General features: G+C 70.4%; 26 protein-coding genes. 18 read left to right on the top strand and 8 right to left on the bottom strand.

From position 1 onward, the window contains the following. Nucleotides 1-35 precede the first annotated feature (35 nt). Together Mth01_RS19250 and dop are read left to right on the top strand one after the other, a co-directional pair. Nucleotides 36-1,247 (top strand): acyltransferase family protein, encoded by a 1,212-nt coding sequence (locus Mth01_RS19250; protein ID WP_204017283.1) that lies wholly within the window; start codon nt 36-38, stop codon nt 1,245-1,247. A 133-nt stretch (nt 1,248-1,380) separates the two neighbouring features. After that, nucleotides 1,381-2,898, top strand: coding sequence for a depupylase/deamidase Dop (dop, locus tag Mth01_RS19245; protein WP_204017282.1), 1,518 nt, complete (start codon nt 1,381-1,383; stop codon nt 2,896-2,898). A 51-nt stretch (nt 2,899-2,949) separates the two neighbouring features. On the opposite strand, the gene Mth01_RS19240 is transcribed toward dop, so the two are convergent. Then, nucleotides 2,950-3,843 carry a serine/threonine-protein kinase gene (locus Mth01_RS19240; RefSeq protein ID WP_204017281.1) on the bottom strand — a complete coding sequence of 298 codons (894 nt, stop codon included), beginning with the start codon at nt 3,841-3,843 and terminating at the stop codon, nt 2,950-2,952. A 215-nt stretch (nt 3,844-4,058) separates the two neighbouring features. On the opposite strand from Mth01_RS19240, the gene Mth01_RS19235 reads away from it, so the two are divergent. Beyond that, nucleotides 4,059-4,268, top strand: a complete 210-nt coding sequence (locus tag Mth01_RS19235) for a ubiquitin-like protein Pup (protein ID WP_204017280.1) — start codon at nt 4,059-4,061, stop codon at nt 4,266-4,268. Between the two features lie 43 nt (nt 4,269-4,311). Here Mth01_RS19235 and Mth01_RS19230 read toward each other — a convergent pair whose 3' ends face one another. Then, a complete protein-coding gene (locus Mth01_RS19230) occupies nt 4,312-4,479 on the bottom strand; it encodes a hypothetical protein (protein WP_204017279.1) in 168 nt (55 codons plus the stop codon). A 98-nt stretch (nt 4,480-4,577) separates the two neighbouring features. Beyond that, entirely contained in the window at nt 4,578-5,849 is a 1,272-nt protein-coding gene (locus tag Mth01_RS19225; protein ID WP_239089811.1) for a Gfo/Idh/MocA family protein, read from the bottom strand. A gap of 195 nt (nt 5,850-6,044) precedes the next feature. Between Mth01_RS19225 and prcB the strand changes: the two genes are divergently transcribed. The 8 genes from prcB to Mth01_RS19185 all read left to right on the top strand — a co-directional run bounded on the left by prcB (nt 6,045) and on the right by Mth01_RS19185 (nt 12,777). After that, nucleotides 6,045-6,860, top strand: coding sequence for a proteasome subunit beta (gene prcB, locus Mth01_RS19220; RefSeq protein WP_204017329.1), 816 nt, complete (start codon nt 6,045-6,047; stop codon nt 6,858-6,860). A gap of 27 nt (nt 6,861-6,887) precedes the next feature. Beyond that, complete coding sequence (prcA, locus tag Mth01_RS19215; RefSeq protein WP_204017328.1) at nt 6,888-7,727, top strand: proteasome subunit alpha; 840 nt, start codon at nt 6,888-6,890, stop codon at nt 7,725-7,727. Between the two features lie 97 nt (nt 7,728-7,824). Next, nucleotides 7,825-8,520: a hypothetical protein gene (locus Mth01_RS19210; protein ID WP_204017278.1), complete on the top strand. Its 696-nt coding sequence runs from the start codon at nt 7,825-7,827 to the stop codon at nt 8,518-8,520. Nucleotides 8,521-8,560: 40 nt separating this feature from the next. Next, nucleotides 8,561-9,919 carry a Pup--protein ligase gene (pafA, locus tag Mth01_RS19205; protein ID WP_204017277.1) on the top strand — a complete coding sequence of 453 codons (1,359 nt, stop codon included), beginning with the start codon at nt 8,561-8,563 and terminating at the stop codon, nt 9,917-9,919. A 72-nt stretch (nt 9,920-9,991) separates the two neighbouring features. Next, nucleotides 9,992-10,978 carry an FKBP-type peptidyl-prolyl cis-trans isomerase gene (locus tag Mth01_RS19200; RefSeq protein WP_204017276.1) on the top strand — a complete coding sequence of 329 codons (987 nt, stop codon included), beginning with the start codon at nt 9,992-9,994 and terminating at the stop codon, nt 10,976-10,978. 94 nt (nt 10,979-11,072) lie between these two features. Next, nucleotides 11,073-11,579 (top strand): inorganic diphosphatase, encoded by a 507-nt coding sequence (locus Mth01_RS19195; RefSeq protein ID WP_204017275.1) that lies wholly within the window; start codon nt 11,073-11,075, stop codon nt 11,577-11,579. A 29-nt stretch (nt 11,580-11,608) separates the two neighbouring features. Beyond that, entirely contained in the window at nt 11,609-12,268 is a 660-nt protein-coding gene (locus Mth01_RS19190; RefSeq protein WP_239089810.1) for a helix-turn-helix transcriptional regulator, read from the top strand. A gap of 56 nt (nt 12,269-12,324) precedes the next feature. Continuing rightward, entirely contained in the window at nt 12,325-12,777 is a 453-nt protein-coding gene (locus tag Mth01_RS19185; protein ID WP_204017274.1) for a DUF3291 domain-containing protein, read from the top strand. A 27-nt stretch (nt 12,778-12,804) separates the two neighbouring features. On the opposite strand, the gene Mth01_RS19180 is transcribed toward Mth01_RS19185, so the two are convergent. Next, nucleotides 12,805-13,884 carry a DUF3866 family protein gene (locus Mth01_RS19180; protein ID WP_204017273.1) on the bottom strand — a complete coding sequence of 360 codons (1,080 nt, stop codon included), beginning with the start codon at nt 13,882-13,884 and terminating at the stop codon, nt 12,805-12,807. Nucleotides 13,885-13,922: 38 nt separating this feature from the next. On the opposite strand from Mth01_RS19180, the gene Mth01_RS19175 reads away from it, so the two are divergent. The 6 genes from Mth01_RS19175 (at nt 13,923) to Mth01_RS19150 (ending at nt 20,149) form a co-directional block, all read left to right on the top strand. Beyond that, nucleotides 13,923-14,909, top strand: coding sequence for a helix-turn-helix transcriptional regulator (locus Mth01_RS19175; protein ID WP_204017272.1), 987 nt, complete (start codon nt 13,923-13,925; stop codon nt 14,907-14,909). Beyond that, entirely contained in the window at nt 14,906-15,859 is a 954-nt protein-coding gene (locus Mth01_RS19170; protein WP_204017271.1) for a helix-turn-helix transcriptional regulator, read from the top strand. The genes Mth01_RS19175 and Mth01_RS19170 overlap by 4 nt, the downstream gene beginning before the upstream one ends. A 44-nt stretch (nt 15,860-15,903) precedes the next feature. Next, nucleotides 15,904-16,101 carry a hypothetical protein gene (locus tag Mth01_RS19165; RefSeq protein ID WP_204017270.1) on the top strand — a complete coding sequence of 66 codons (198 nt, stop codon included), beginning with the start codon at nt 15,904-15,906 and terminating at the stop codon, nt 16,099-16,101. 9 nt (nt 16,102-16,110) lie between these two features. Next, on the top strand, nt 16,111-16,431 hold the full coding sequence (gene tatA, locus Mth01_RS19160) for a Sec-independent protein translocase subunit TatA (protein WP_204017269.1): 321 nt from the start codon (nt 16,111-16,113) through the stop codon (nt 16,429-16,431). Between the two features lie 56 nt (nt 16,432-16,487). Continuing rightward, nucleotides 16,488-17,336 carry a twin-arginine translocase subunit TatC gene (tatC, locus tag Mth01_RS19155; protein WP_204017268.1) on the top strand — a complete coding sequence of 283 codons (849 nt, stop codon included), beginning with the start codon at nt 16,488-16,490 and terminating at the stop codon, nt 17,334-17,336. A 68-nt stretch (nt 17,337-17,404) separates the two neighbouring features. Further along, entirely contained in the window at nt 17,405-20,149 is a 2,745-nt protein-coding gene (locus Mth01_RS19150) for a DEAD/DEAH box helicase (protein ID WP_204017267.1), read from the top strand. Between the two features lie 16 nt (nt 20,150-20,165). Here Mth01_RS19150 and Mth01_RS19145 read toward each other — a convergent pair whose 3' ends face one another. The 3 genes from Mth01_RS19145 to Mth01_RS19135 are packed head-to-tail and all read right to left on the bottom strand — an operon-like array spanning nt 20,166 to nt 23,742. Beyond that, nucleotides 20,166-21,071, bottom strand: coding sequence for a 5'-3' exonuclease (locus tag Mth01_RS19145; RefSeq protein WP_204017326.1), 906 nt, complete (start codon nt 21,069-21,071; stop codon nt 20,166-20,168). Nucleotides 21,072-21,113: 42 nt separating this feature from the next. Further along, nucleotides 21,114-21,737: a response regulator transcription factor gene (locus Mth01_RS19140; RefSeq protein ID WP_204017266.1), complete on the bottom strand. Its 624-nt coding sequence runs from the start codon at nt 21,735-21,737 to the stop codon at nt 21,114-21,116. Then, a complete protein-coding gene (locus Mth01_RS19135) occupies nt 21,730-23,742 on the bottom strand; it encodes a sensor histidine kinase (protein ID WP_204017265.1) in 2,013 nt (670 codons plus the stop codon). The genes Mth01_RS19140 and Mth01_RS19135 overlap by 8 nt, the downstream gene beginning before the upstream one ends. 129 nt (nt 23,743-23,871) lie before the next feature. On the opposite strand from Mth01_RS19135, the gene Mth01_RS19130 reads away from it, so the two are divergent. Next, complete coding sequence (locus Mth01_RS19130) at nt 23,872-24,561, top strand: hypothetical protein (protein WP_204017264.1); 690 nt, start codon at nt 23,872-23,874, stop codon at nt 24,559-24,561. A gap of 19 nt (nt 24,562-24,580) precedes the next feature. Here Mth01_RS19130 and Mth01_RS19125 read toward each other — a convergent pair whose 3' ends face one another. Further along, entirely contained in the window at nt 24,581-25,429 is an 849-nt protein-coding gene (locus tag Mth01_RS19125) for a PP2C family protein-serine/threonine phosphatase (protein ID WP_204017263.1), read from the bottom strand. Between the last annotated feature and the right edge of the window lie 201 nt (nt 25,430-25,630).

Here is a 25,630-nt window from a genome sequence, read left to right as displayed (position 1 = left end):
GGGAACCAGTCCGGAGGTGATCACGTCAAAGGGGAGTGATCTACCTAGGCGTTGCCGGGGACAAGGCCGCGGGGGGCCGGGCTGCCGCGGACAGGGACACCGGAGACACGGCCACCGGGGGCGGCGGCGCCCAGGTGTTCAAGGGCCCCCGCCTCATCGAACTCGACGCCCTCAGATTCGTCGCGGCGTTCGCCGTGATGTCGTTCCACTTCATGGCGGCCAGCCGCTCCCTGTGGAACCAGTTCCCGACCACGGTGTTTCCCGAGGTGAGCCGTCTGACGACGCTCGGCATCCTCGGTGTGGAGCTGTTCTTCCTCATCAGCGGGTTCGTCATCCTGATGAGCGTGTGGGGCCGCACGGTCGGCCGGTTCGCGATCTCCCGGGTGGCCCGGCTGTACCCGGCGTACTGGTTCGCCGTCTTGGTGATCTTCATTCTCTACCGCTTCAGCGGCGTCGCGGGCTTCGACCCCAAACTCGACGACGGCGAATACCTGCTCAACCTGACCATGCTGCAGGGCGCGTTCGGGGTGGGACACGCGGGCGGTGTCTTCTGGTCGCTGTGGGTGGAACTGCGGTTCTACGTCCTCGTCGCGGTGTTCTCGCTGTTCGGGATCACCGTACGGCGGTGCCTGGTCTTCATGGGGGCCTGGCTCCTGCTGGCCCTGGCAGCCGAGATCACCCAGAACGAGGTGCTGGTCTTCGTCTTCCTGCCCCGGCAGGCTTCCTACTTCATCGGCGGAATGGCCTTCTACCTGATCTACCGGTTCGGCGCGCGGGCCTGGGCGCCGTGGGTGTTCGTGGCCGCCTCCTTCGCGATGTCCCTCTACGCGGCCCAGGAGCGTGTGGGGTCGCGGGTGGACGCGATCGGTCTCAAGCACTTCCCTGCGCCGCCGGAGGGAGTGATCGTCGCGATAGCGCTGATCTACCTACTGATGGCCGGCGTCGCGCTCGGCTGGCTGCGGTGGCTGCGCTGGCGGCCCCTGATCGCCGTGGGGGCGCTCACCTACCCGCTTTACCTGCTGCATCAGAACGTCTCGGCGGTCCTCATCCCCAGCTACCGGGACGATCTCAACCCATGGCTGCTCACCGCCATCACGATGGGCGTCTCGGCGGTGCTGGCCTATCTGGTTTACCGAATCGTCGACAAGCCCGGCCAGCGGCTGCTCAGGGCCGCGCTGGAGGCGTTGCGCGGCAGTGTCCGCCCCGCCGGAGGGTCCGGGCGAAGTCATCGGGCATCTGTGCCGTAAGTGTCCGGCAACAGGGCATAGAGAAAGGGCCAGGGAGTGTTGACGCGGCCCGCGTCCGGCAGGGCATGGTTTGTGAAACATGACCTAGGCTCGGGGATATAAGTGATGACGGCCTTGAGCGGGCGGGGTGCGAATGACGGTACGGCGGGTGATGGGCATCGAGACCGAGTACGGCATCGCCGTGCCCGGGCAGCCCGGGGCGAACGCGATGGTGACCTCCTCACAGGTCGTCAACGCCTACCTGGCGGCATCGGCCGCGCGTGCGCGCCGCGCGCGGTGGGATTTCGAGGAGGAGAATCCGCTCCGCGATGCCCGGGGCTTCGACCTGGCCCGTGAGGTGGCCGACCAGAGCCAGCTCACCGACGAGGACCTCGGCCTGGCCAACGTGATCCTCACCAACGGCGCCCGGCTGTACGTGGATCACGCCCATCCGGAGTACTCCACGCCCGAGTGCACCAATCCGCGCGCGGCGGTGATCTGGGACAAGGCGGGGGAGCGGGTCATGTACGACGCGGCGGTCCGCGCCTCGGCGATGCCCGGCAACGCCCCCATTCAGCTCTACAAGAACAACACCGACGCCAAGGGCGCCTCCTATGGCTGCCACGAGAACTACCTGATGCGCCGGGCCACGCCGTTCGCCGACATCGTCCGCCACCTGACGCCGTTCTTCGTGTCCCGCCAGGTGGTCTGCGGCGCGGGGAAGGTCGGCATCGGCCAGGACTCGCGCGGCGACGGCTTCCAGATCAGCCAGCGGGCCGACTTCTTCGAGGTCGAGGTCGGCCTGGAGACCACGCTCAAGCGGCCGATCATCAATACCCGGGACGAACCGCACGCCGACCCCGAGAAGTACCGCCGCCTGCATGTGATCATCGGCGACGCCAACATGTCGGAGATCTCGACATATCTGAAGCTGGGGACCACGGCGCTGGTGCTGGCGATGATCGAGGAGGGCTTCCTCACCGTCGACCTCACGCCCGAGTCGCCGGTCGCGGCGCTACGGGCGGTGTCGCACGACCCGACCTGCCGGTACGAGATCGCCCTGCGCAACGGGCGGAAGATGACGGCCGTCCAGCTCCAGATGGAGTATCTCGAGCAGGCACGCAAGTACGTCGAGGACCGGTTCGGCACGGGCGTCGACGAGATGACCAAGGACGTGCTGGCCCGCTGGGAGTCCGTGCTCACCCGGCTCGCCGAGGATCCGATGCAACTTTCCAGGGAGCTCGACTGGGTGGCCAAGCTGGAGATCCTGGAGGGCTACCGCACCCGGGACGGTCTGCCCTGGTCCCACCCGCGCCTCCAACTCGTCGACCTGCAGTACTCCGACATCCGCCCCGACCGCGGCCTCTACAACCGCCTCGTGGCGCGGGGCCGGATGCAGCGGCTGGTGAGCGAGGAGGAGGTGGACCGTGCCGTCGAGCTGCCGCCCACCGACACCCGCGCCTACTTCCGCGGCCGGTGCCTGCGCCAGTACAGCGACGCGGTGGCGGCCGCCTCCTGGGATTCGGTGATCTTCGACATTCCGGGCCGGGAGTCGCTGCAGCGCGTGCCGACCCTGGAGCCGCTGCGCGGGACCAAGGCGCACGTGGGGGGCCTCCTCGACCGGTGCCGCACCGCCGCCGACCTCGTCGCCGCGCTCACCGGGGAGAGCTGACCGAGTCCCGTTCCCAGGCCCCGTTACAGGGGCCCGTTCCCAGACCGGGGCTCAGAGAGCTGGGCTGTGGGGCGCCGGGCCGTGGGGATCTGGGCTGTGGGGCGCCGGGCCGTGGGGAGCGGCGCTCAGCGCGCGTCGGCCCGGCGGCGCGGCCGGGATGCCGCGCCGCCGGAGAAACTCGATCAGCACGGCTGCCGTCTGCTCGGCCGTCGGCCGTCGACGCGGATCACGTCGCAGCAGCGCCGTCAGCAGGCCGGTGAGCGGCCCGGCCGACCGCGGCGGGACGGGTTCGTCTGCGGGGGTGGGGGGCGCGCCCTCGATGCCGTAATACAGCGTGGCGCCGAACGACCACAGGTCGGCCGCGGCCGAGGCCGGCGCCCCGTGCAGCCGCTCGGGCGCGAGGTAGACCCCGGTCCGCGCGATCGGGACCGTGACGGACGACGAGGAGTCACGGTCGAAGGCCGCGATCCCGAAATCCGTGAGGACCACGCGGTCCTCGGTCAGCAGGACCGTTCCCGGCCGGATGTCCCCGTGCAGCACGCCCATCGCGTGCGCGTGCCGTACGCCGGCCAGGAGTTGGAAACCCACCCAGGCGCCCCAGTGCATCGGCAGGCGCCCCAGGTGCCGTACCGTATCGGCGAGCGTGAGGCCCTGCAGCAGTTCGGTGACGATCCAGAGTCGGCCCCGGTCCTCCAGCAGATCGTGCACGGTGATGATCGCCGGATGGCTCAGCCGGGCGGCCGAGCGCGCCTCGCGCAGAGCCTGCCGCCGAGCCGCCGGGAGGTCGACCTCATCCGCCCGGTACGGTGGCTGCACCTCCTTGATCGCGACGTCCCGCTTGAGGCGCAGATCGTGCGCGTGCCACATGATCCCCGCGCCGTCGCGGCGCAGTGGGGAAAGCAGCAGGTAGCGTTCCGCCAGCAGTCTCCGTTCTCCGGTCTCCATCAGCCACCTGTCGTCCCCTGATCCCGTGGATCACATTCTCCCCGGGAACGGTCCCCAGGCGTGACCGTTGGGGGCGCCAAGGGGCCCGACCCCGATAACGATCCGGTCTACCTGGGCGATTGTGGTAAAGATCGCGGGACCTTTCGCGCGCATTGTCGGCCGGTTCGGGGAAGATATGGAGGGAGAGGGGCCCCCGAGCACCGGAGGTGGGAGAGATGGCGACCAAGGAGACCGGCGGTCAGAAGCAGACCGGCCGTCAGGATCATGAGGTCGAGGAGGTCGAGGCGCAGGCGTCCCCGGATGTGCAGGAGCGCCAGGAGAAGCTCACCGACGACGTCGACGCGATCCTCGACGAGATCGACGAGGTCCTCGAGGAGAACGCGGAGGAGTTCGTCCGCAGCTACGTGCAGAAGGGCGGGCAGTAGCAGCTCCAGGAGTAGGAGAGCGGGTCAGAGCCGGGAAAGCCGGTCAGGCGCGATTTCGAAGGGACTTCGAAGGGACGGGCGCGAACCGCACCGAATTCTCTGAGACCTCCAGCGGGGCGGCGGGGAAGCCGAGCACATCGGCCAGGAAACCCCCGTGGATGATGGCCTCGGTGGCCACCGGATGCGCGGCCACCGGGCGGACTCCAGCCATCCGCCCCTCTCCCGCTGTGCGATCGCCATCACTCCCTCAGCCGAAACACCGGAAAGCACCCCCTCGTCGGCTCCGGCCGTGCGCGCCCCCCGGCGGGTTCACCTACGTTCCGCTGTTCGCTCGCCGCCCGGAAAGATCCCGGCTGGAGAGATCTCGGCGCACTCGCCTCCCAGGGGGATCCCGACGGATTCGGCGTATCTGCGGGCGATCAACTGGGCGGTGGCGATGTCGCGCAGCGCCCCGTCCAGCCCGGTGAGCGGCGGTTCGCCCTGGGTGACGAACCGGTGGAAGGCGACGAGTTGCCGCTCGAACGCCTCGGCGACATCCCGGAAGACCATCGTCCGTTCGGTGGTGCCCACCCGCGACCGGACGGTGAGCCGGGTGGGCGCGTTGAGGAGATACGGGGAGGGGAAGTGCAGTTCCAGCGAGCCGTGCTCGTGGTGCAGCGTAACCGTCTCGTGGTAGGCCGGATAGCTCGGCAGATAGTGCCAGCGCACGCCGAACCTCCCGGAGCACGACCCTGCCGATGATCCCGCCGGTGGCCCGGGCAGGACCCCGGCCACCTCGACCGACGGTGGGAAGGCGTCCAGCGGCCAGACGGCCACGTGATCCACGGTCGGCACCGCCTCGGTGTCCGGCCCGGAGGACGAACCAGGGGACGAACGGGCGGATGAACCGGCGGGCGGCCCAGTGGACGGCCCAGGGGGCGGCTCGGTGAACAGCCGGATGAGTGACAGTTCGTGGCTGATGCTCCCCAGCAGGACCTGCGAGTAGAGCCGCCGCACCCGATCGGGCGCGGTGCCCAGCGCCGCGGTGATCGAGCGCTCCTCGGCCTCCAGGTACGGCGCGAGCCGCTCGGGGGCATGGCCGGAGGCGCGGGGCCGGGCGAACAGGCGTTGGGACTCCCCGGAGGGATGCAGCACGGTGACGTCCAGATGGCGTACGCACTCCGGGCCCCCGGCCTCATGGAGGCACTCCAGCAGCCGCTGGACCGCGGGGTCGTACTGCTTCATGTAGCCGACCATCAGCCGGGCCCCGTGCTCCGTCAGGCCGCGCACCTCGGCGTGGCTGTAGGCCAGGGGCTTTTCGCACAGCACCCAGTGGCCGCGCTCCAGCGCCGCCCGCACGAGGCCGCCGTGACATCCGGGGGTGAGCACGAGCACCGCGTCGAACCCGTCCCCGTCCAGCATCTCCACCGGGTCGCCGTACGCCCGGGCGCCGATCTCGCCGCCGACCTCCTCGGCGTGGCCGAGGTCCAGATCGCACACCGCGGCGACCCGGAACATGTCCCGCCGCCGGGCCAGCAGCGGCAGGTAGACCACCTGCGCGACCACGCCCAGCCCTACGAGGCCCACCCTCAACGCGTCCACGGCCTTACCGTCCCCCCGCATCACCTGTTCACGGCATCTGACGTCCCCCGGCCCGAACTGGTGGAAACCGTACGGCGCGGGCTCCGGTTCGCGTTGAGCTGATCGGGAAGAGTGCAACGAGTGGGGAGACATGAGTAGGGTCGGGCGTAACAACGCAATCTTGGAGGGAGTCGCGTGGCATCTCAGCAGGCCTGGATGAACCACCTCTTCACTAACACGGGGTCGGCGTCGTTCACCGAGTTCCTCGGGGCGTACGCCCCGAATCTGCTGCCCACCCGGGAGCAGGCACTGGCGGCCCCGGTGGGCGACCAGATCCCGCACGCGACCACGATCGTCGCCGTGACCTGCGCGGGCGGAGTCGTCATGGCAGGTGACAGGCGCGCGACCTCCGGAAACATCATCTCGCAGCGGGACATCGAGAAGGTCTTCCGCACCGACGACTATTCCTGTATGGGCATCGCGGGCACCGCGAGCATGGGTCTGGAGGTGGCCCGGCTCTTCCGGGTCGAGCTGGAGCACTACGAGAAGACGGAGGGCAGGTCGCTGTCCACCGAGGGCAAGGCCCAGCGCCTGGCCACCATGATCCGTGGCAATCTGGGCATGGCCATGCAGGGCCTGGCGGTCGTCCCGCTGTTCGCGGCGTACGACCCGAATGCGGGCAAGGGCCGCATCTTCAGCTACGACGTGGGCGGCGGGCCGTACGAACAGCATGATCACCACTCGATCGGCTCGGGCTCGATCTTCGCCCGGGGCTCGCTGAAGAAGCTGTACCGGCCCGACTCCACCCCTCGGGACGCGGTGCTGGCGTGCCTGCACGCGCTCTACGACGCGGCCGACGACGACTCGGCGACCGGCGGGCCCGACGTCACGAGGAAGATCTGGCCGGTGGTCGCCGTGATCACTGAGGACGGGTTCCGCCGCCTGCCGGACGAGGAGGTCGCCGAGCTCGTCCAGTCGATGCTGGAGGGGCGGATGACCGAACCGGAAGGCCCGACCGCGCCGCTGCGCTGACGATAGAGAGGAACACCCCCGGTGTCCATGCCCTTTGGATATGCCTCACCCGAGCAGATCATGCGGGACAGGGCGGAGTATGCGCGTAAGGGCATCGCGCGTGGCCGCAGTGTGGTCGTCATGCAGTACGCGGACGGCATCCTGTTCGTGGCGCCCAACCCCTCCAAGGCCCTCCACAAGATCAGCGAGATCTACGACCGGATCGGTTTCGCTGCGGTCGGGCGGTACAACGAGTTCGAGTCGCTCCGCCTGGCCGGCATCCGCTACGCCGACATCAACGGATACACGTTCAACCGCAGCGACGTGACCGGCAGGGGGCTCGCCAACCTCTACGCCCAGCAGCTCGGGATGATCTTCACTGAGTCGATCAAGTCGCTTGAGGTGGAGATCGTCGTGGCCGAGGTCGGGGAGGCCCCGGCCGACGACCAGATCTACCGGCTCACCTTCGACGGCTCGGTCTTCGACGAGCAGGGCATGGCCGTCATCGGCGGTCAGTCCGACGCGGTGGCCGGGCGGCTCAAGGAGCGCTACCAGGACGGGCTGCCACTGCCGCGCGCTCTCGACGCGGCCCTGGCCGCGCTGACCGAGCCGGGTGGCGACCGGCCGCCGGCCGCCCAGTTGGAGGTGGCGGTCCTGGACCGGAGCCGGGAGCATCGCAAGTTCCTCCGGCTCACCGGCGCACGGCTGGAGCGTCTGCTGGCCGAGGCCGAGGCATCCGCAGGGCCGCCCGAGACCCCCGAGGGCGCCGAGAGCGCCGAGAGCGCCGAGAGCCCGGGAACCGCGGATGAGGGTACGGCTCCCGCGGGCGGCGAGGCTCCGCCGCCCACCGCGCCGGAGGGCGACGTCGACACCGGCTCGCCGGAGTAGCCGGGAGCAGTCCGGGGCCGTCGGATCGTGCGGAGTCGTGATCGAGGTCATACTCATGGTCACAACCAGATTGAGAGTTCGCTAGTCTCATCCGGTTATGACGACATTTGACCTCTTCCGGCGGGCGGCGGTCCCGGCCGCGGCCGCCGTCACCCTCCTCTCCCTGGCCGCCTGCTCCGGCGCCGACGGCTCCCCCGCGCCCGCCGTGACGGTCACGGTGACCGCGACGCCGTCGGAGCAGCCCGCCGAGCCGTCAGCCGAGCCGTCCGCGGAGGCGCCGACCGAGGGGACGCCGGCGCCGGAGGGCTCGGCGAGTCCCGGACCGGCCGCCCAACCGACGGAGGACGATGAGCGGCCGCCGATCTCGGCCAAGACCCCGCCGATCCACGGCGAGGTCATCCAGTCCGATCCGGGGCACGACTTCACCAAGGGCATCGGTCCGAGCCGGGACGGCATCGTACGCGGGGAGATGCGGGCCATGCAGGACGCGAACGTGGCCGAGTACGTTCCCGTGCGCTTCGTGCGGGAGTACGGCGGTTCGACGACCGGCCACTTCGAGGGCCCGCCCGAGGGCGACGTGACGGCCTTCGCCGCGCCGATCGCCAAGGACGTCGTCTTCCTGAGCGCCGCCGGCTGCGACGGTAAGGATCAGACGATCGACGGAAACTACCTGGGCACCCAGCGCTGCTCGCGGGACAGGCTGGTCTCGCTGACCGACAAGGGCGGCTTGTACGCGCTGATCACGGTGAAGAACCGCCAGATCGTCAAGGTCGTGCAGATCTACGCGGCCTGATCCCTGTTCGATTCCCCGAAACGGGGAATAGGGTTGGGTGATGGACAGACGCATCTTCGGGCTGGAGAACGAGTACGGCGTCACCTGCACGTTCCGTGGACAGCGGAGGCTGTCACCGGACGAGGTGGCGCGGTACCTGTTCCGGCGAGTGGTGTCCTGGGGCCGATCGAGCAACGTCTTCCTGCGCAATGGTGCGCGCCTCTACCTCGACGTGGGAAGCCATCCGGAGTACGCCACCCCGGAGTGCGACAACGTCGTGGAGTTGGTCACCCACGACAAGGCGGGTGAGCGCATCCTCGAAGGACTCCTCGTGGACGCGGAGAAGCGGCTCCGCGAGGAGGGCATCGCAGGGGACATCTACCTGTTCAAGAACAACACCGACTCGGCGGGCAACTCCTATGGTTGCCACGAGAACTACCTGGTCGGACGACACGGGGAGTTCGGCCGGCTGGCCGACGTCCTCATCCCGTACCTGGTGACCCGGCAGATCATCTGCGGCGCCGGAAAGGTTCTGCAGACCCCGCGCGGCGCGGTCTACTGCGTGTCGCAGCGGGCCGAGCACATCTGGGAGGGGGTCTCCTCGGCGACCACCCGATCGCGGCCGATCATCAACACGAGGGACGAGCCGCACGCCGACGCCGAGCGGTTCCGCCGGCTCCACGTGATCGTCGGCGACTCGAACATGAGCGAGAGCACCATGCTGCTCAAGGTCGGCGCGACCGACCTGGTGCTGCGCATGATCGAGGCCGGCGTCGTGATGCGTGACCTGTCCCTGGAGAACCCGATCAGGGCCATCCGGGAGGTCTCCCACGACATGACCGGCCGGCGACGGGTCCGCCTGGCCAACGGACGGGAGGCCTCGTCACTGGAGATCCAGCAGGAGTACCTCACCAAGGCCGCCGACTTCGTCGAGCGACGCGGCGGCGACGAGATCAGCAAGCGGGTCCTGGAGTTGTGGGAGCGCACGCTCAGGGCGGTGGAGACGGGCGATCTCGACCTCGTCTCGCGGGAGATCGACTGGGTCACCAAGTACCAGATGATTGAACGTTACAGACAGAAGTACGATCTGCCGCTGTCGTCCCCCCGCGTCGCGCAGCTCGATCTGGCCTACCACGACGTGCACCGCAAGCGAGGTCTGTTCTACCTCCTGCAGAAGCGCGGGGCGGTCGAGCGGGTGGCGAGCGACGTCAAGATCTTCGAGGCGAAGTCGGTTCCGCCGCAGACCACGAGAGCCAAGCTGCGCGGAGAGTTCATCCGCAAGGCGCAGGAGAAACGGCGCGACTTCACCGTCGACTGGGTCCACCTGAAGCTGAACGACCAGGCCCAGCGCACGGTGCTGTGCAAGGATCCGTTCCGCAGCGTGGACGAGCGAGTGGAGAAGCTGATCGCAGGAATGTGATCTTTTACGTCGTGCAGACGGTGGGTTCGGGTAGTGTTTCCCGGACCCACTTGTCGTCCCGAGGAATCTCACATGCGCCGCCGTACGGCAATCGCCGCCGCCACCGTCATACCCTTGATGCTCGCCGCGGCCTGCGGCACCGCCCAGCGGACCACCGCCGGTGCGAGCCCCTCCGCCAGTGCCGCGGCGCCGTCGGGGCCGGTGGCCTCCGCCGACGGCATCAAGGTCGAGGGGAAGGTCGGCAAGAAGCCCGACGTCACCTTCCCGGCCGGAAATCCCGCCCTGACCTCGGTCTCCCGCAGGATCATCGAGGGTGAGGGCACGCCGGCCAAGGACGGGGACGTGCTCGCCGCGAGCGTCACCGTCTATACCTGGGACGGCAAGGAGAACAAGTCGGCGGGCTCGGCCTACGACCAGGGCAGGGCGGAGTTCGTCAGCGTCAGCCAGCAGCTGCCCAAGCCGCTGCACGAGGCCCTGGTCGGCGCGAAGCCGGGCAGCCGGACGCTGGCGGTCATCGCCAAGGACGTCCTGCCGCCCCAGCAGGTCGAGGAGGCCAAGCAGCAGGGGGTCGACTTCGACACCACCAACCAGGTGATGGTGATCGACGTGGAGTCGGCGGTGCGGAAGTCCGTGGAGGGCAACGCCGTCGACCCCGGTGTCAAGGGCGTCAAGGTGGAGAACCCGGGTGGGGACAAGGCGCCGACGCTGACCACCAAGACCGACGCCAAGCCGTCCGACAAGCTCGTCGTCAAGACGGTGATCGAGGGCACCGGGCCCAAGGTCGAGGCCGGTCAGACGATCATGGCCCACTACGTCGGCAAGATCTGGGGCAGCGACAAGGAGTTCGACTCCAGCTGGAAGCGCGGCGAGCCCGCGTCGTTCTCCCTCGACCAGGTCGTGAAGGGATGGTCCCAGGGCCTCGCCGGGGTCCCGGTCGGCAGCCGCGTGCTGCTCACGATCCCGCCGGACCTCGGGTACGGCAAGGACGGCAACAAGGACGCCGGGATCAAGGGCACCGACACCCTGGTCTTCGTCGTCGACGTCCTCGGCGCGGCCTGACTCCTCTGAGGCGCGGAAGACCGCCGCCGGACGTGCCGGCGGCGGTGGTCATACGATGGCGACGATGGCCTTGCTCCGTTGAAGGAGGGGTGTCGTGCGCTTCGACATGGTGGTGGAGACGCCGCGGGGATCACGCAACAAGTACGAGATGGATCCCGGACGGCAGCGGATCCGCCTGGACCGGCTGCTGTTCACCGCCACCGCCTATCCCTACGACTACGGCTTCCTGCCGTGCACCCTGGCCGAAGACGACGACCCGCTGGACGCGATGGTGCTGGGCGAGCTGCCGACCTTCCCCGGCTGCGTGATCGCCGTACGACCGGTCGGCGTCTTCTGGATGCACGACGAGAAGGGTCCCGACGCGAAGATCCTGTGCGTGCCCGCCACGGATGACCGCTTCGCCCATATCCGGGACATCACCGATGTCCAGCCGCACGTGCTGAACGAGATCGGCCACTTCTTCGAGGTCTACAAGGCACTCGAACCCGGCAAGAGCGCCGACACCCGAGGATGGGAGCCTCGTCCGAACGCGGAGACCGTGATAGAGGACGCACTGAGCCGGTTCGTGTCGGCCGGTTCATCTCGATCTCGCAGCGTGTGACCTCCTGCAGCAGGACCTAGACTCCGCCTGTGGAGATCGATGAGCGTGACGGGGACGACCTCGACTCCGTCACAGCGCTGGGTGATCCCGTACGGCGTGCGCTGTACCGTTTCGTCGTCGCGCAGGGGCGCGACGTGGGCCGCGAGGAGGCGGCGGCCGCGACCGGCATAGGGCGCACACTCGCCGCGTTCCACCTCGACAAGCTGGTCGAGGCGGGGCTGCTGGAGGCCGGATTCAGGCGGCTCACCGACCGCACCGGGCCGGGCAGCGGCCGCCCGGCGAAGGTCTACCGGAGGGCGCCCGGCGAGCGCACGGTCAGCCTGCCGCCACGCGACTACCGCACCATGGCCCTGATCCTGGCCGAGGTCGTCGAGAGGCTGGGCGGCGAGGAACAGGCCGAGGCGGCCGCCCGGCGGGCAGGGGAGCGCATGGCCGCCGATGCCCCGCCCGAGACCGATCTGCCGGCGGTTCTGTCCGCGGTCCTGGCGCGGCGCGGCTACGAGCCGTACGAGGAGGACGGGCGCATCCGGCTGCGCAACTGCCCCTTCCATGTGTTGTCCGAGGACCGCCCGCTGCTCGTCTGCTCGATGAACCTCGCCCTGTGTCAGGGCCTGCTCAGCGCGCTGGACGCGGAGGAGACCGCGATGCTCGACCCGCGCCCCGGGGAGTGCTGCGTCGTGTTCACCTGAGGCTCTTCTGAAGAGGAGTCTTCTAAAAACAATGAAAATTGACTTAGACTTGAGGCATGCATCTGGCCCAGTTGAACGTCGCCCACCTGATCGCTCCCCTCGACACCCCCCAGTTGGCCGACTTCGTCGCCGCCCTCGAACCGATCAACGCGATCGCCGACGCCGCACCCGGGTTCGTCTGGCGGCTCAAAGGCGGTGATCAGCCGACCGACACGGTCAGGCACGACTACGGCGACCATCTGCTGGTCAACTTCTCGGTGTGGGAGTCTCGCGAGGCGTTGTGGAACTTCGTCTACCGCAGCCCGCACCTGCCCGTGCTCCGCCGCCGGCGGGAGTGGTTCCAGCGGGTGGCCGAGCCGTACACGGTGATGTGGTGGGTTCCCGAGGGGCACACGCCGTCGCTTGAGGAGGGTATGGACCGCCTCGACCTGCTCCGATCCCAGGGCCCGACCCCCGAGGCGTTCACCTTCCACGACTTCCACGAGCCGGCCACCCCGGATGTCGCTTGAACGCCACCCGGGCTTGATCGACAGCTGTCACTGGGCGAGCAGGTCGGCGGCGTGGTGGCCGGCGGCTGCCGAGGCCAGGAAGTAGGCGGTGTCCTCCTCCAGGCCGCGGCCCATCGTGGACAGCCGGACCGGTGCGGCCTTGAGCGCGTCGAGCAGCCCGTCGACGGGCACGGTGACGAGCTCGTGGCGCGCGGCCAGCGGCGCGGCCTGCTCGCGCACCCGATCGCCCAGCTCACCCGGCAGCTGGGGCAGCACGACCCGGGCCGGGGCCAGCGCCACGCGTCCATAGGCGGTGAGCGAGTGATGTGACACCCCTAGGTGGCGGTCGCGCCGGTCGCCCTCGCTGATCCGAAGGGCGGCCACCGGCCGTCCGGACAGCACGGCGGCGGCGTTCACCGCTTCTCCGGCGCACACGCCGGAGAAGCCCCAGCGGGTGCCGGTGCCGAGGTTGCCCGGGCCCTGCGCCACCACGGCCACGTCGGCGCGGAGCACGTGGCGGGCGGCGAGCAGCCCGGTGTGCAGGGTGACCGCCTCCAGGTCGCCGCCGAACGCCTGCCCGACGGTGATCACCCCGCACAGCCATTCGCGCGCCCTCAGCTCAGCGCACGACATCGAGAACCACGCGGGGAGCGCCCCGCCGTCCTGCATCACGTACGCCACCCGGGGCCGGTCGCCATCGCCCGCATGCGAGTAGAGGCCGCACAGGATCGCGGGCAGCGCCGAGTGCAGATCGGCGATCACGACCGGCATGCCGTCGACCGAGTCCGCATCCCGGAGCGCCTCGTGGTACGGCGATTCCTGTTCGTCCGCGCCCGCCACGGTCGCCTGCAGCGGCGTGTAGCGTGCCTTGACCAGATGGCCGGGACCGGTGGGATCGGCCGGCAACCGGTCGGGCACCGCGACCACCATGGCGTACCCTCCCGTGCCGAGGCCCATGGCGAGCGCGGTCGTGTTGAGCAGCACGACGTCGCCGGTCTCGGGCCGGCCCACCAGCGCGGGATAGGCCAGCGCCCGGCAGCGGCCGTCCTCGGTGGCGACCTCCAGCTCCACCGCCCCCGGCCACTCGCGCCGGACCCCCGTCACCTCGCCTTTGCGCCATCGGATCACCAGGAAAGGGTAGCGTTCTGCCTGGGAAAGGAGGCCTTATGTCACGGCGGAAGACCGAGCGGCTGCTCAACCTGGTGATCTGCCTGCTCGCCACGCACCGGCCGCTGAGCGCGGAGCAGATCAGGCATGCCGTCCCGGGCTACGACCCGGACAACGACGAGGCCTTCCAGCGCATGTTCGAGCGCGACAAGAACGAGCTGCGCGAGATCGGAATCCCGCTCGAGGTGCACAAGGACCCGTGGGAGGACGATCCCGGCTATCGGATCCCGCGTGAGGCCTACGAGCTGCCCGAGATCACCCTGGAGCCGGACGAGGCCGCCGTGCTCGGCCTGGCCGCCCAGGTCTGGCAGCGGGCCAGCCTCGCCGACGCGGCCGGCGGGGCGCTGCTCAAGCTCCGGGCCGGGGGAGTGCGCACCGACCTCGCGGAAACCCCGCTGGAGCTGCGGCTGCACACCCGCGACCCGGCCTTCCCCACACTGTGGGAGGCGGTGCGCGACCGGCGGGTGGTGACCTTCGACTACCGCTCGGCCGGCAGCGAGGCCGTGCTCACCCGGGTCGTCGAACCCTGGGGAGTGGTGAGCCGCTACGGGAGGTGGTACGTCGTGGGACACGACCGCGACCGGGACGCCTCCCGGGTCTTCCGGCTGAGCCGGATCGCCGGCCGCGTCGCGACGGTCGGCCGCCCCGGAGCGTTCACCGTGCCCGAGGGCGTGGATCTGCGGGCGATGGTCGGCTACCAGGAGCGGCCGGTCGAGCGGGTCGCGCTGGTCCTGGTACGGCAGGGCACCTGCCTGGGCCTGCGGCACCTCGCCCGAGCCGTACGGACCGGGTCCGACGGGTGGGACGAGGCCGAGGTGATGTTCGCCGAACCCGAGCGGCTGGCGGGCTGGATCGCCAGCCTGGGCCCGCACGCGAAGGTCGTCGATCCACCGGACGCGCGGGAGGCCGTGATCCGCCGGCTGAAGGGGACCCAGTCGAAGGGGGCTCAGGTGAAGGAGGCACAGGGGAAGGAATCACTGCGATGAGTTCCGACCGGCTGCCGCGGCTGCTGGCGCTCGTGCCGTACCTGATGTCGCATCCGGGGGCGCAGGTCCCCGAGGTGGCGCGGCTGTTCGGCCTGTCGGAGAAGCAGCTCATCGACGACCTGCAGCTCGTCTGGATGTGCGGGCTGCCGGGGCACACCCCGGGTGACCTGATCGACGTGTCGTGGGACGGCGGCGAGATCCTCATCGACAACGCCGACACGATCGCCCGCCCGCTGAAGCTGGGCGTGGACGAGGCGAGCGCGCTGCTGGTGGCGCTGCGCATGCTCGACGAACTGCCGGAGTTCCAGGGCCGCGACGTGCTGGGCCGGGTGATCGCCAAGCTGGAGCAGGCGGCGGGCGAGGGCGCGGCCACGGTCAGCAGCCAGGTGCACGTGGAGCTCGGCGCGGCGCCCGACGCCCACGCGGTGATCACGGACGCGGCCCGGCGCGGCCGGCGGCTGTCCCTGCGCTACTACGTGCCGGGGCGCGACGAGATCACTCCGCGCGAGGTCGACCCGCTGCGCGTGGTGCTGGTGGACGGGCGGCACTACCTGGAGGGCTGGTGCTACCGGGCCGAGGCGATGCGGATGTTCCGCATCGACCGGATCATCGACGTCGAGGTCCTGGACGTGCCGGCTGATCCGCCGGCCGAGGCCGAGCCGATGGACGTCGCCGAGGGCGTCTTCCGGCCCTCCGACCGCGACGAACTCGTCGAGCTGGAGCTCAGTCCGGCCGGCCGCTGGGTCGCCGAGTACTACCCGTGTGAGGAGGTCGCCGAGCTGGGCGAGGGCCGCCTGCGGGTGGCGCTCCGCGCCCGCGACCAGTCCTGGGTCGTACGGCTCGCGCTGCGGCTCGGCGAGAGCGGGCGCGTGGTGTCTCCCGCGTCCCTGGCCGACCAGGTCGCGGCCACCGCCGAGGAGGCGCTGGCCAACTACATGTCGGCCGGCTGACCGCCCCCATCACGTCCCGATAGCATCCAATTAGCATGGTGGGCATGATGTGGATCTTCGCCGGAAGTGGTCTGGCGGTCGCCGGGCTCGCCATCCTGGCGGTCTTGGCCGTACGGATGACCGCCGCGGCCCGTGGCCTCGGCGCGGAGTTGGACCGGGCGAGGCGCATGCTGCCGCGGGAGGGGGACGAACCGCCCGGGTTGCGCGTACGATCGGGGGAGACAGCATGGCCCTCGCTTTAAGGACATGACATGCCCACTCTTGGTCCGATGGAATGGATTCTGATCCTCCTGGTTCTGGTCCTCCTGTTCGGCGCGAAGAAGCTGCCCGACACCGCCAAGGCGCTGGGGCAGTCGCTGCGCATGTTCAAGAAGGAGACCAGCAAGCTCAGCGACGAGGAGGCCGACGACGCCGTACGGGCGAAGACGGAGCCCGCCGCGGCCGCGCAGCTCCCGCCCGCGGGCCCGTCCGTCGAGGAGCGGTTGCGCACGCTGGAGGAGGAGAACCGGCGGCTCAAGGAGTCGCAGGCTCCGGTCAGCGCGCAGGCGCAGAACGAGCGGAACCCCGGCTGAGTCTCTCACCGACTTTCGCCGGCCTCCCACCCGTCTCTTGACATAGGACTAGCGTGATGGCTCTGCTGAAGCGGTCGACTCCCTCCGCGTCGGATGACGGGCGGATGACTCTGATGGAGCACATCCGCGAGCTCCGCAACCGGTTGATCAAGGCCATCCTGGCCGTGGTGGCGGGCACCGTCCTCGGGTTCGTCTTCTTCGAACCCATCTGGAAGTTCCTGAAGCAGCCGTACTGCCGGCTCCCCCAGGCCCACCAGCTGGACAAGGACAAGTGCCTGCTGTTCGTCAACGGGGTGTTCGACTCGTTCTTCGTGAACCTGAAGGTCGCGTTGATGTTCGGCCTGGTGGTGTCGGCCGGGTTCTGGCTGTACCAGCTGTGGGCGTTCGTCACCCCGGGGCTGTACCGGAACGAGCGGCGCTACACCGTGGCGTTCCTCGGACTGGCGGTGCCGCTGTTCACCGCCGGGGCTGCGCTGGCCTACTTCATCATGGACAAGGGACTGGGGCTGCTCCTCGGCTTCGCCCCCGAGGACACGCTGAACCTCCTCACCATCAACGACTACCTGAACTTCACGCTCGGCATGCTGGCGATCTTCGGGGTGTCGTTCCTGATGCCGCTGCTGATGGTGTTCCTGAACGTGGTCGGTGTGCTGCGCTTCGCCACCGTGGCCAAGCACCAGCGGATGGTCGTCTTCCTGCTGTTCGTCTTCTCGGCGGTGGCCACGCCCAGCCAGGACCCGATCAGCATGCTGATGCTGGCCCTGCCGATGGTCGGGCTGTTCTACGTCGCGCAGGCGATCATGTTCTTCCGCGACAGGAAACGCGACGCCGCCGAGGCGGCACATGCCCGCGCGATCGAGGAGGAGCTCGACGGCCCGGTCACGACCTCCGACCCCGAGACCTAAGGATCTGAACGAGGAGCTTTCCGCCAGACGGGACGGCCCGGAATCCGGTTATCGGTAGGGTTGGCGGTATGAGTACGCCTGCGGAACGCTACGCCGCATTCCGTCAACAGCAGGCCGAATCCGGGCCCGCCCTCACCTCGTTCCGTGGCCTGTACGAATTCGAGCTCGACGAGTTCCAGCTCGACGCCTGCCGGGCGCTCGAGGCGGGCGACGGCGTGCTGGTGGCGGCGCCGACCGGGTCGGGCAAGACCGTTGTCGGGGAGTTCGCCGTCCACCTCGCCGTCCAGCGCGGCAGCAAGTGCTTCTACACCACCCCCATCAAGGCGCTGTCCAACCAGAAGTACAACGACCTGGTCCGCCGGTACGGCGCCGCCCGGGTGGGCCTGCTGACCGGGGACAACAGCGTCAACGGCGAGGCGCCGATCGTGGTCATGACCACCGAGGTGCTGCGCAACATGCTGTACGCGGGCTCGCCCACGCTGGCCGGGCTCGCCTACGTCGTGATGGACGAGGTGCACTACCTCGCCGACCGGTTCCGGGGGGCGGTCTGGGAAGAGGTGATCATCCACCTGCCCGAGTCGGTCCGCGTGGTCGCCCTGTCCGCGACGGTCAGCAACGCCGAGGAGTTCGGCGAGTGGCTCGGCGAGGTCCGCGGCGACACCACCGTGATCGTCGACGAGCACCGCCCGGTGCCGCTGTGGCAGCACATGCTGGTCGGCAAGCGGATGTACGACCTGTTCGTCTACGAGGGCGACGACAGCCAGCGGGTCAACCCGGCGCTGATGCGGATCACCCGGGACGAGGCCCGTCTGGCGCAGACGCGAGGCAGGCGGGGCTATTCGAGGCCGGGGCGGGTGAACACCTCCAACCGCGCGGACGTGATCGAGAAGCTCGACGCGGAGGGGCTGCTGCCCGCGATCACCTTCATCTTCTCCCGGGCGGGCTGCGACGCCGCCGTGATGCAGTGCAACTACGCCGGGCTGCGCCTGACCACGGATCGGGAGCGGATGGAGATCCGCCACGTCGTCGACGAGCGCACCGCGCACCTGCCCGACGAGGACCTCGCCGTGCTGGGCTATCTGGAGTGGCGTGACTGCCTGGAGCGCGGCCTGGCGGCCCATCACGCGGGCATGCTCCCGGCCTTCAAGGAGGTTGTGGAGGAGCTGTTCACCAGGGGCCTGGTCAAGGCCGTGTTCGCCACCGAGACGCTGGCGCTCGGCATCAACATGCCGGCCAGGTCCGTGGTGATCGAGAAGCTCGACAAGTGGAACGGCGAGACCCACGCCGATCTCACCCCGGGGGAGTACACCCAGCTCACCGGCCGGGCCGGGCGGCGCGGCATCGACGTCGAGGGCCACGCCGTGGTGATCTGGCAGCCGGGCATGGATCCGCTCGGCGTCGCCGGTCTCGCCGGCACCCGGACCTACCCGCTGCGCTCCAGCTTCCAGCCGTCGTACAACATGGCCGTCAACCTCGTCGGCCAGGTCGGCCGCGACCGCGCCAGGACGCTGCTGGAGGACTCCTTCGCCCAGTTCCAGGCCGACCGGGCGGTCGTCGGGCTGGCCCGGCAGCTCCGCAAGGCCGAGCAGGCGCTCGAGGGCTATGCGGAGGCGATGACCTGCCACCTGGGGGACTTCCAGGAGTACGCGGCGATGCGCAGGCGGCTGTCGGACCGGGAGGCCGAGCTGTCGCGGCAGCGTGGCGCGGCCCGCCGGGCGCAGGCCGTACAGTCCCTGGAGGTGCTGCGACCGGGGGACGTCATCCGTGTGCCCGGCGGCCGCCGCGCGGGCCTGGCGGTGGTGCTCGACCCCGGGGTGAACCCGCGCGGCGTGAGCGGGCGCGGGGTGAACGGGCGCGGCGAGGGACCGTCTCCGCTCGTGCTGACCATCGGCAAGCAGGTCAAGCGGCTGTCGGCGGCGGACTTCCCGGTGCCGGTCGAGCCCATCGAGAAGATCAGGATCCCGAAGAACTTCAACGCGCGCTCCCCGAAGGAGCGGGCCGACCTGGTCGCCACCATGCACGCCAAGATCGGCGACCGTGACCTCGGCAAGCCCGAACGGGCCCGGGACCACGCGGTGGAGGACGAGGAGGTGGCCCGGCTGCGGCGGGAGCTGCGCCGGCATCCCTGCCACGGCTGCGACGAGCGCGAGGATCACGCCCGGTGGGCCGAGCGCTACCACAAACTGCTCCGGGAGACCGAGGGGCTGCGCCGCCGGGTCGAGAGCCGGTCCCACGTGATCGCGCGGACCTTCGACCGGGTCTGCGGGGTGCTCGACCAGCTCGGCTACCTGGACGGCGAGACGGTCACCGAGCAGGGCCGGCGCCTGGCCAAGATCTACACCGAGCTGGACCTGCTCACCTCCGAGTGCCTGCGCGCGGGCGTGTGGGAGGGGCTCGACCCGGCCGAGCTGGCCGCGTGCGTGTCGTCGCTGGTGTACGAGTCCCGGCAGTCGGACGACACGCGCAGCCCGAAGATCCCCGGCGGGGCGGCCCGCGACGCGCTCGCCGAGATGGTCCGGCTCTGGGGTGAGCTGGAGGAGATCGAGCGGGACCACGGCCTGTCGTTCATCCGGGAGCCCGACCTGGGGTTCGCCTGGGCGGCCTTCCGCTGGGCCAAGGGCCACAGCCTCGACGCCGTGCTCACCGACTGCGACCTGGCCGCGGGCGACTTCGTGCGCTGGGTCAAGCAACTGCTCGACCTGCTCGGCCAGCTCAAGGACGCCTCTCCGCGCGGCGCCAAGGTGGGCGACACCGCGGCCAAGGCGATCGAGGCCATGCGCCGCGGCGTCGTCGCCTACTCCTCGGTGAGCTGAGCGCGGCCGGCGCGGCTCAGCTGAGCACGGCGAGCAGGCGGTTCAGCGGGCTGTCCAGGCCGTACCTCTGCGACAGTGCGACCAGGCGCTCGGGATCGCGCGGCTTGGCCGGGCGGGTCAGGTCCAGCTCGGGAACCGGCACGTCCTGCGCCACCCTGACCACGACCGGGGCGACCTCCAGGTAGTCGCGGGCGGCCGCGAGCTTGCCGCGGGCGCCACGGGGGAGTGTGTCGGCGGCGCCCGCGGTCGTGGGCGCGTCCAGCGCGGCCAGCAGGGCCGCCAGCGAACCGAACCGGGTGATCAGGGCGGCCGCCGTCTTGTCGCCGATTCCGGCCACGCCGGGCAGGCCGTCGCTCGGGTCGCCGCGCAGCGTGGCGAAGTCGGCGTACGCCCGGCCCGGGATTCCGTACTTCTGACCGACAAACGCCTCATCGACCACCTGAAGGTTGCGAATTCCCCTTACTGTGTAAAGGGCCCGGCAGGGTTTCGCGTCGTCGACGAGTTGGAACAGGTCCCGGTCACCGGTGACGATGTCCACCGCGCCCGACGCCCGGGCCGTGAGCGTGCCGATCACGTCGTCGGCCTCGTAGCCGGGAACGCCGACCCGGGCGATGCCGACGGCGTCCAGGACCTGCTCGATCACGGGAACCTGCGGGGTCAGCGCGTCGGGCACGGTCTCCGCCCCGTCATCGGTCGCCACCCGGTGCGCCTTGTACGACGGGATCGCGGCCACCCGGAACGCGGGCCGCCAGTCGGCGTCCATGCACGCCGCGAGCCGCGTGGGGGAGTGGTCCCGGACGAGCGTTGCGATCATGTCGATGAGCCCCCGCACCGCGTTGACCGGCATGCCGTCGGGAGCGGTCACCGACTCGGGCACGCCGTAGAACGCGCGGAAGTAGAGCGACGGGGTGTCGAGAAGCATCAGCACCCGCCCATTGTGTCCCGATCGCAGGTGTCGCGGGGTTCACAGCCCGGCCTTGAGAGCGATGAGCGCGGCCTGGGTGCGGTCGGCCGCGCCGAGCTTGACCAGGATCGCCGAGACGTGGTTGGCGGCCGTCTTGGCCGAGATGCGCAGGGTACGGGCGATCGCGGGGTTGTCGTGGCCGGCGGCGACCAGTGCGAGGACCTCACGTTCCCGCTGGGTCAGCTGGGGGAACGGCGGAGCGAAGCTCAGGCCTGCGACCGCCCGGCGGCCGACGGACGAGCCGAAGATGACCTGACCGTCGGCAACCGCCCTGATCGCCCGCACGATCTCCTCACGCGAGGCTCCCTTGAGGAGGTAGCCGCTCGCCCCGGCGGCCATGGCCGCACCGATGAGGTGGTCGTCGGCGGCCATGGTCAGCATGAGGATCCCCAGGCGGGGCTGTAGCGCGAGCAGACGCGGCAGGGCGTGAATGCCGGAACCGTCCGGCAGGTGCACATCCATCACGACGACGTCGGGTGCCTGCTCGCCGACCAGGGCCGCGGCCTCGGCGGCCGTGCCTGCGACGCCCACGACCGAGATGCCTTCGACGTCGAGGGCCAGGCGGAGGCCGTCGATGAGCATCGGGTGGTCGTCGACGAGGACGACGCGGATCGGGTCAGTCATCGAGACGTTCCTCCGTTGCCGTCAGGGGCACGGCCAGGGGCAGAGTCGCTCGCACTTCGGTTCCGACACCGGGGCCGCCGACGGACCAGGAACCGCCGACCTCCTCGGCGCGCAACCGCATGTTCGGCATTCCGCCGCCGGCCGTCGCGTCCGGCGGGACGCCCCGGCCGTCGTCGGCGATCCTCAGGTCCACATCGGTCCCGGCGACCGTCATCGTGACCTCGCACCGTGATGCCTGCGCGTGCTTGGCGACATTCTGCAGGGCCTCGTTGACGATCCAGTACACGGCGGCTTCGACCGAGGGATCGAGACGGTCGGCTCCCGGTGCGATGTCGGCCGTCACCGTCATGTTGTCCGACGAGAAGCGCCGTGCGAGCGTCGCGAGCGCGCCGCGCAGTCCCAGATCCGTCACCACCGCCGGACCGAGGTCCTCGATGACCCGGCGGATGTCCGACAGCGCCGTGGCGAGATCGGCGCGTACCTCGGCGATCAACACCGCGCCGCGCTCCGGTCGGTGCGGCAGCAGCTCGGCCGCTACCTCGGTTTTCAGTCCGAGTGCCGTCAGCGTGGAGGCGACTCCGTCGTGCAGGTCCCGGCGTAGCCGTCGGCGCTCCTGCTCGCGGACGGCCACGAGGTCCGCCCGATGCCGCCGCAACGCGGCGGTCAACGAACTGGCGTAGGCGGCAGCTCCGGCCTGCCGCGCGAGATCCTCGAGTAGCCGCCGGTCGGCCGGGGCGAACTCCGTCTCCCCGGCACGCAGCCCGACGACGAGGGCGCCGAGATCTTCACCGTGATGGCGCAGGGCCAGACGAACCACGCTGCCCTGTGGTCGGCCGGCGGATGCGACGGGGGTCGTACCGGCCGCCCGCAGTTCGACGGCCACCCAGGGCAGTCGCAGACTGGCGGCGGCCAACTCGGTGAGGTGCCGCAATCCCTCACCTGGTTCGCCGGCCGCTTCCAAGGTGGTGCCGAACGCCGACAGGACGGCGTACGGCTCGGTTCGCCGACCGTAGAGGAGACGTTCGATCCAGTCGCGTAGCCGCCGCTGCACGGGGGTCAGCCCGATGCACACGATCAGAGCCGCGATCGGCACGCCGGTGACGTCGTTGCCGAGAAGGATGGTCGATGCGGTGACGGCGCCGACGAACACCGCGACGACGCAGCCGGTGAGCGCCAGGAAGGTGAGTGCGCGTCCGACCGTGGCGCGGACGTCCCACAACGCGCCGCGGACGATGCCGAAACTGACGGCGGCCGTCAGGCACACCGTGCTCGGCACGGCCATCCCGTATATCCAGGGGCCTGGCGGCTCGATCAGCAGCAGGCCGATCCCCGTGTTCACGACGGCGAGCCAGAACACCAGGCGCACGGTCGGCCGCAGGCGGGCGTCGATGCCGCGTAGCCGTAATCGCATGGCGAAGACAGAGCTGAGGAAGGTGGCGTTGATGGCGGCCACCGCGAACGGCAGTGCCGAGGGCGCCCACGCGACGCCGCCGATCGGGTTCGCGACGGACGCCAGAGGCCCGTCGGCCGCGAGCGGACCGGGGGTCAGCGCGGTCACCAGCACGGCGGCGACGTTGGCCGCGCCGACAAGCGGAAGCGCGACCCGCCACCGGGGCGACGGCAGGTCACCGGCAGGGAAGAGCAGATAGACGGCGGCGGCCGCCCCGAGGTGGGGGAAGAACACCCAACCGCCCACCCAGCCGGTCCAGGCCGCCTCCGCGACGCGTCCGTCGATCGCCGCGAGCGACGCATGCGCGGTCAAGGCTCCGCTCGCCGCCAGGCACAGTCCGCCCGCCGCGAGCAGCCACCCGAACGGCATCCTCGGTCGTGCGTACGCCGTCACCGTGCCGGCGGTGAGCCAGCTCATCGCGGTCACGGCCTCGGCCGGCACCCGCCATCGGCCGCCGGTCCATCCGGCGTGGGCGTAGTCGGCGACGGCGAGGGCCGTCAGGGCGCCGCCGAGCACGAACACGACCGCCACCCACCACCGCACACGACCCGCCACGTCACAATTTCACCAGGTCGCCCCGGTGCTCGTCACGGGCTGACTTCCCGGCCCGACCGGGAGGATTTCCCGGCGCCCACCGCTGCCCGGCTCATGACATCGGGACTGATCCGCGCGCACCCTGCCGCCATGACTTCAACAGACCTCGGCCGCGGCGCCCGGCTGACCACAGGCATCGCCGGGCTGGTAGGCGTAGTGGTGCTCGGCTACTTCATCACCTTCGCGACCCTGCCGGACGTGACGGCTTCGGACGCGCCCGGTGCGATCACCGCCTGGCTCGCCGATCCGGCCACCGCGTCCACCGCCCTGACCGCGCTGGCCGTCGGTGCCCTGTCCTACGTCCTCCTCCTGGTGTTCCTCGGAGGCATCCGAAGGCTCGTCGGCATGTGGGACCCGGACGGCATCTGGCCGTCCGTCACCGGCCTCGCCCTGGTCCTCTTCCTGGCGGGGGCGCTGGTCAGCGACGCGTTCGCCTGGGCGGTGCCACTGACCCGCCGGACCGCGCCCGCGATGACCGTGCCACCCGAACTCGTGGCACTGCTCGACCGCGGCTGGCTGGTCGCACTGGTCGAGGCACAACTGGCGCTCGGCGTGGCGATCGGGGCGGCGACGATGGCAGGGCTCGCCGCCCGCCGCCGGGGTGTCCAGGTGCCCCGAATCGTGCTCGGTCTCGGAGCCGTCGCCGCCTTCGCGGTCGTCCCGCTCATCCTGATGCCGGACACATCGGCCGTCTTCCTCGCCACAAACCAGCTGCGCCTGCTGTGGATCGTCGCGGTGTCGATCTGGCTCGTCGCCCGGCCGGGCGCCCGAACCCTCTGAACGGCCGGCTCCGGCCGTGTCACGCGGGGTCGGTCAGCCGCATGGCCAGCAGGCACACGTCGTCTTCGGGGTCGGGCCCGCCGACCGCCTCGACGAACCGGTCGAGCCTCGTGTCGAAGTCCGCGCCGGGATCCGTTCCGGCGTCGGCGGCCACCTCCTCGGTGGCGACCTCCTCGGCGGCGCGGACGGCGAGTGTCACCCCCTCGCCGATATCGCGGTCGCGCCGTTCGACGAGGCCGTCGGTGAACATCAGCAGCAGGTCGCCGGGGGCGAGCCCGACCTCCGCCATGCCGTACGGCGGGTTCGCCGTCGCCCCCAGCACGACCCCGGCGGGGGCGGCGAGCTGGCGGGCGGCGCCGCGCCTTACCAGGATGGGGGCGGGGTGACCGGCCTGCGCCCAGGAGAGCCGGCGCGTGGCCGGATCGAAGTGGCCGCAGACCACCGTTGCGGTCGTGTCCGCGAACCCGTCCAGCACGAGGGCGTTGAGCTGGGCGAGCAGCAGACCCGGGGAGGCCCCTGTCATGCTCAGCCCGAGCAGCGCCCGTCGCAGGCGGGTCATCGTGTCGATCGCCGGCTCTCCGTGGCCGGACACGTCGCCGACGGCCAGGAACAGCCGTCCGTCCGGCAGCTGAACCGCCTCGTACCAGTCGCCTCCCAGGCCGGTGGCGTCGCCGGCCGGGACGGAGCGGACCGCGATGCCGGCGTAGGGGAGGTCGTTCGAGCTCGTCGGCCCGGGCAGGACCGCGTCCCGCAGGCCGGTGGCGACATGGGCCCGCTCGGCGGCTCGTGCCCGGACATCGTGCAGTTGCCGCCACGACTCCGGTACGGGGTCGTCGGCGGGGGGGAGGGACGGCTGCGCGCCGTCCACGAGGCCGACCATGGAACTCGCTCTCCGGATGCTCTCGGATACGGGGGCGGGGTGGAACGAAACGTGATCGTTCTAGCGCGGAGCGTAGCAGTAGTCCGCACCGCCGGGATGGGATTTCTTCTATGCGGTGGAATAAACACCCGCCTGTCGGCGGTCGCCGCGTGTCGCCTTCCGGCGGCGATCACCGTCGCGGGGTGGCAC

It is taken from the genome of Sphaerimonospora thailandensis (genome assembly GCF_016863115.1).
Taxonomy (GTDB): Bacteria; Actinomycetota; Actinomycetes; order Streptosporangiales; family Streptosporangiaceae; genus Sphaerimonospora; species Sphaerimonospora cavernae.
This window is presented reverse-complemented; position numbering and strand designations above follow the sequence as displayed.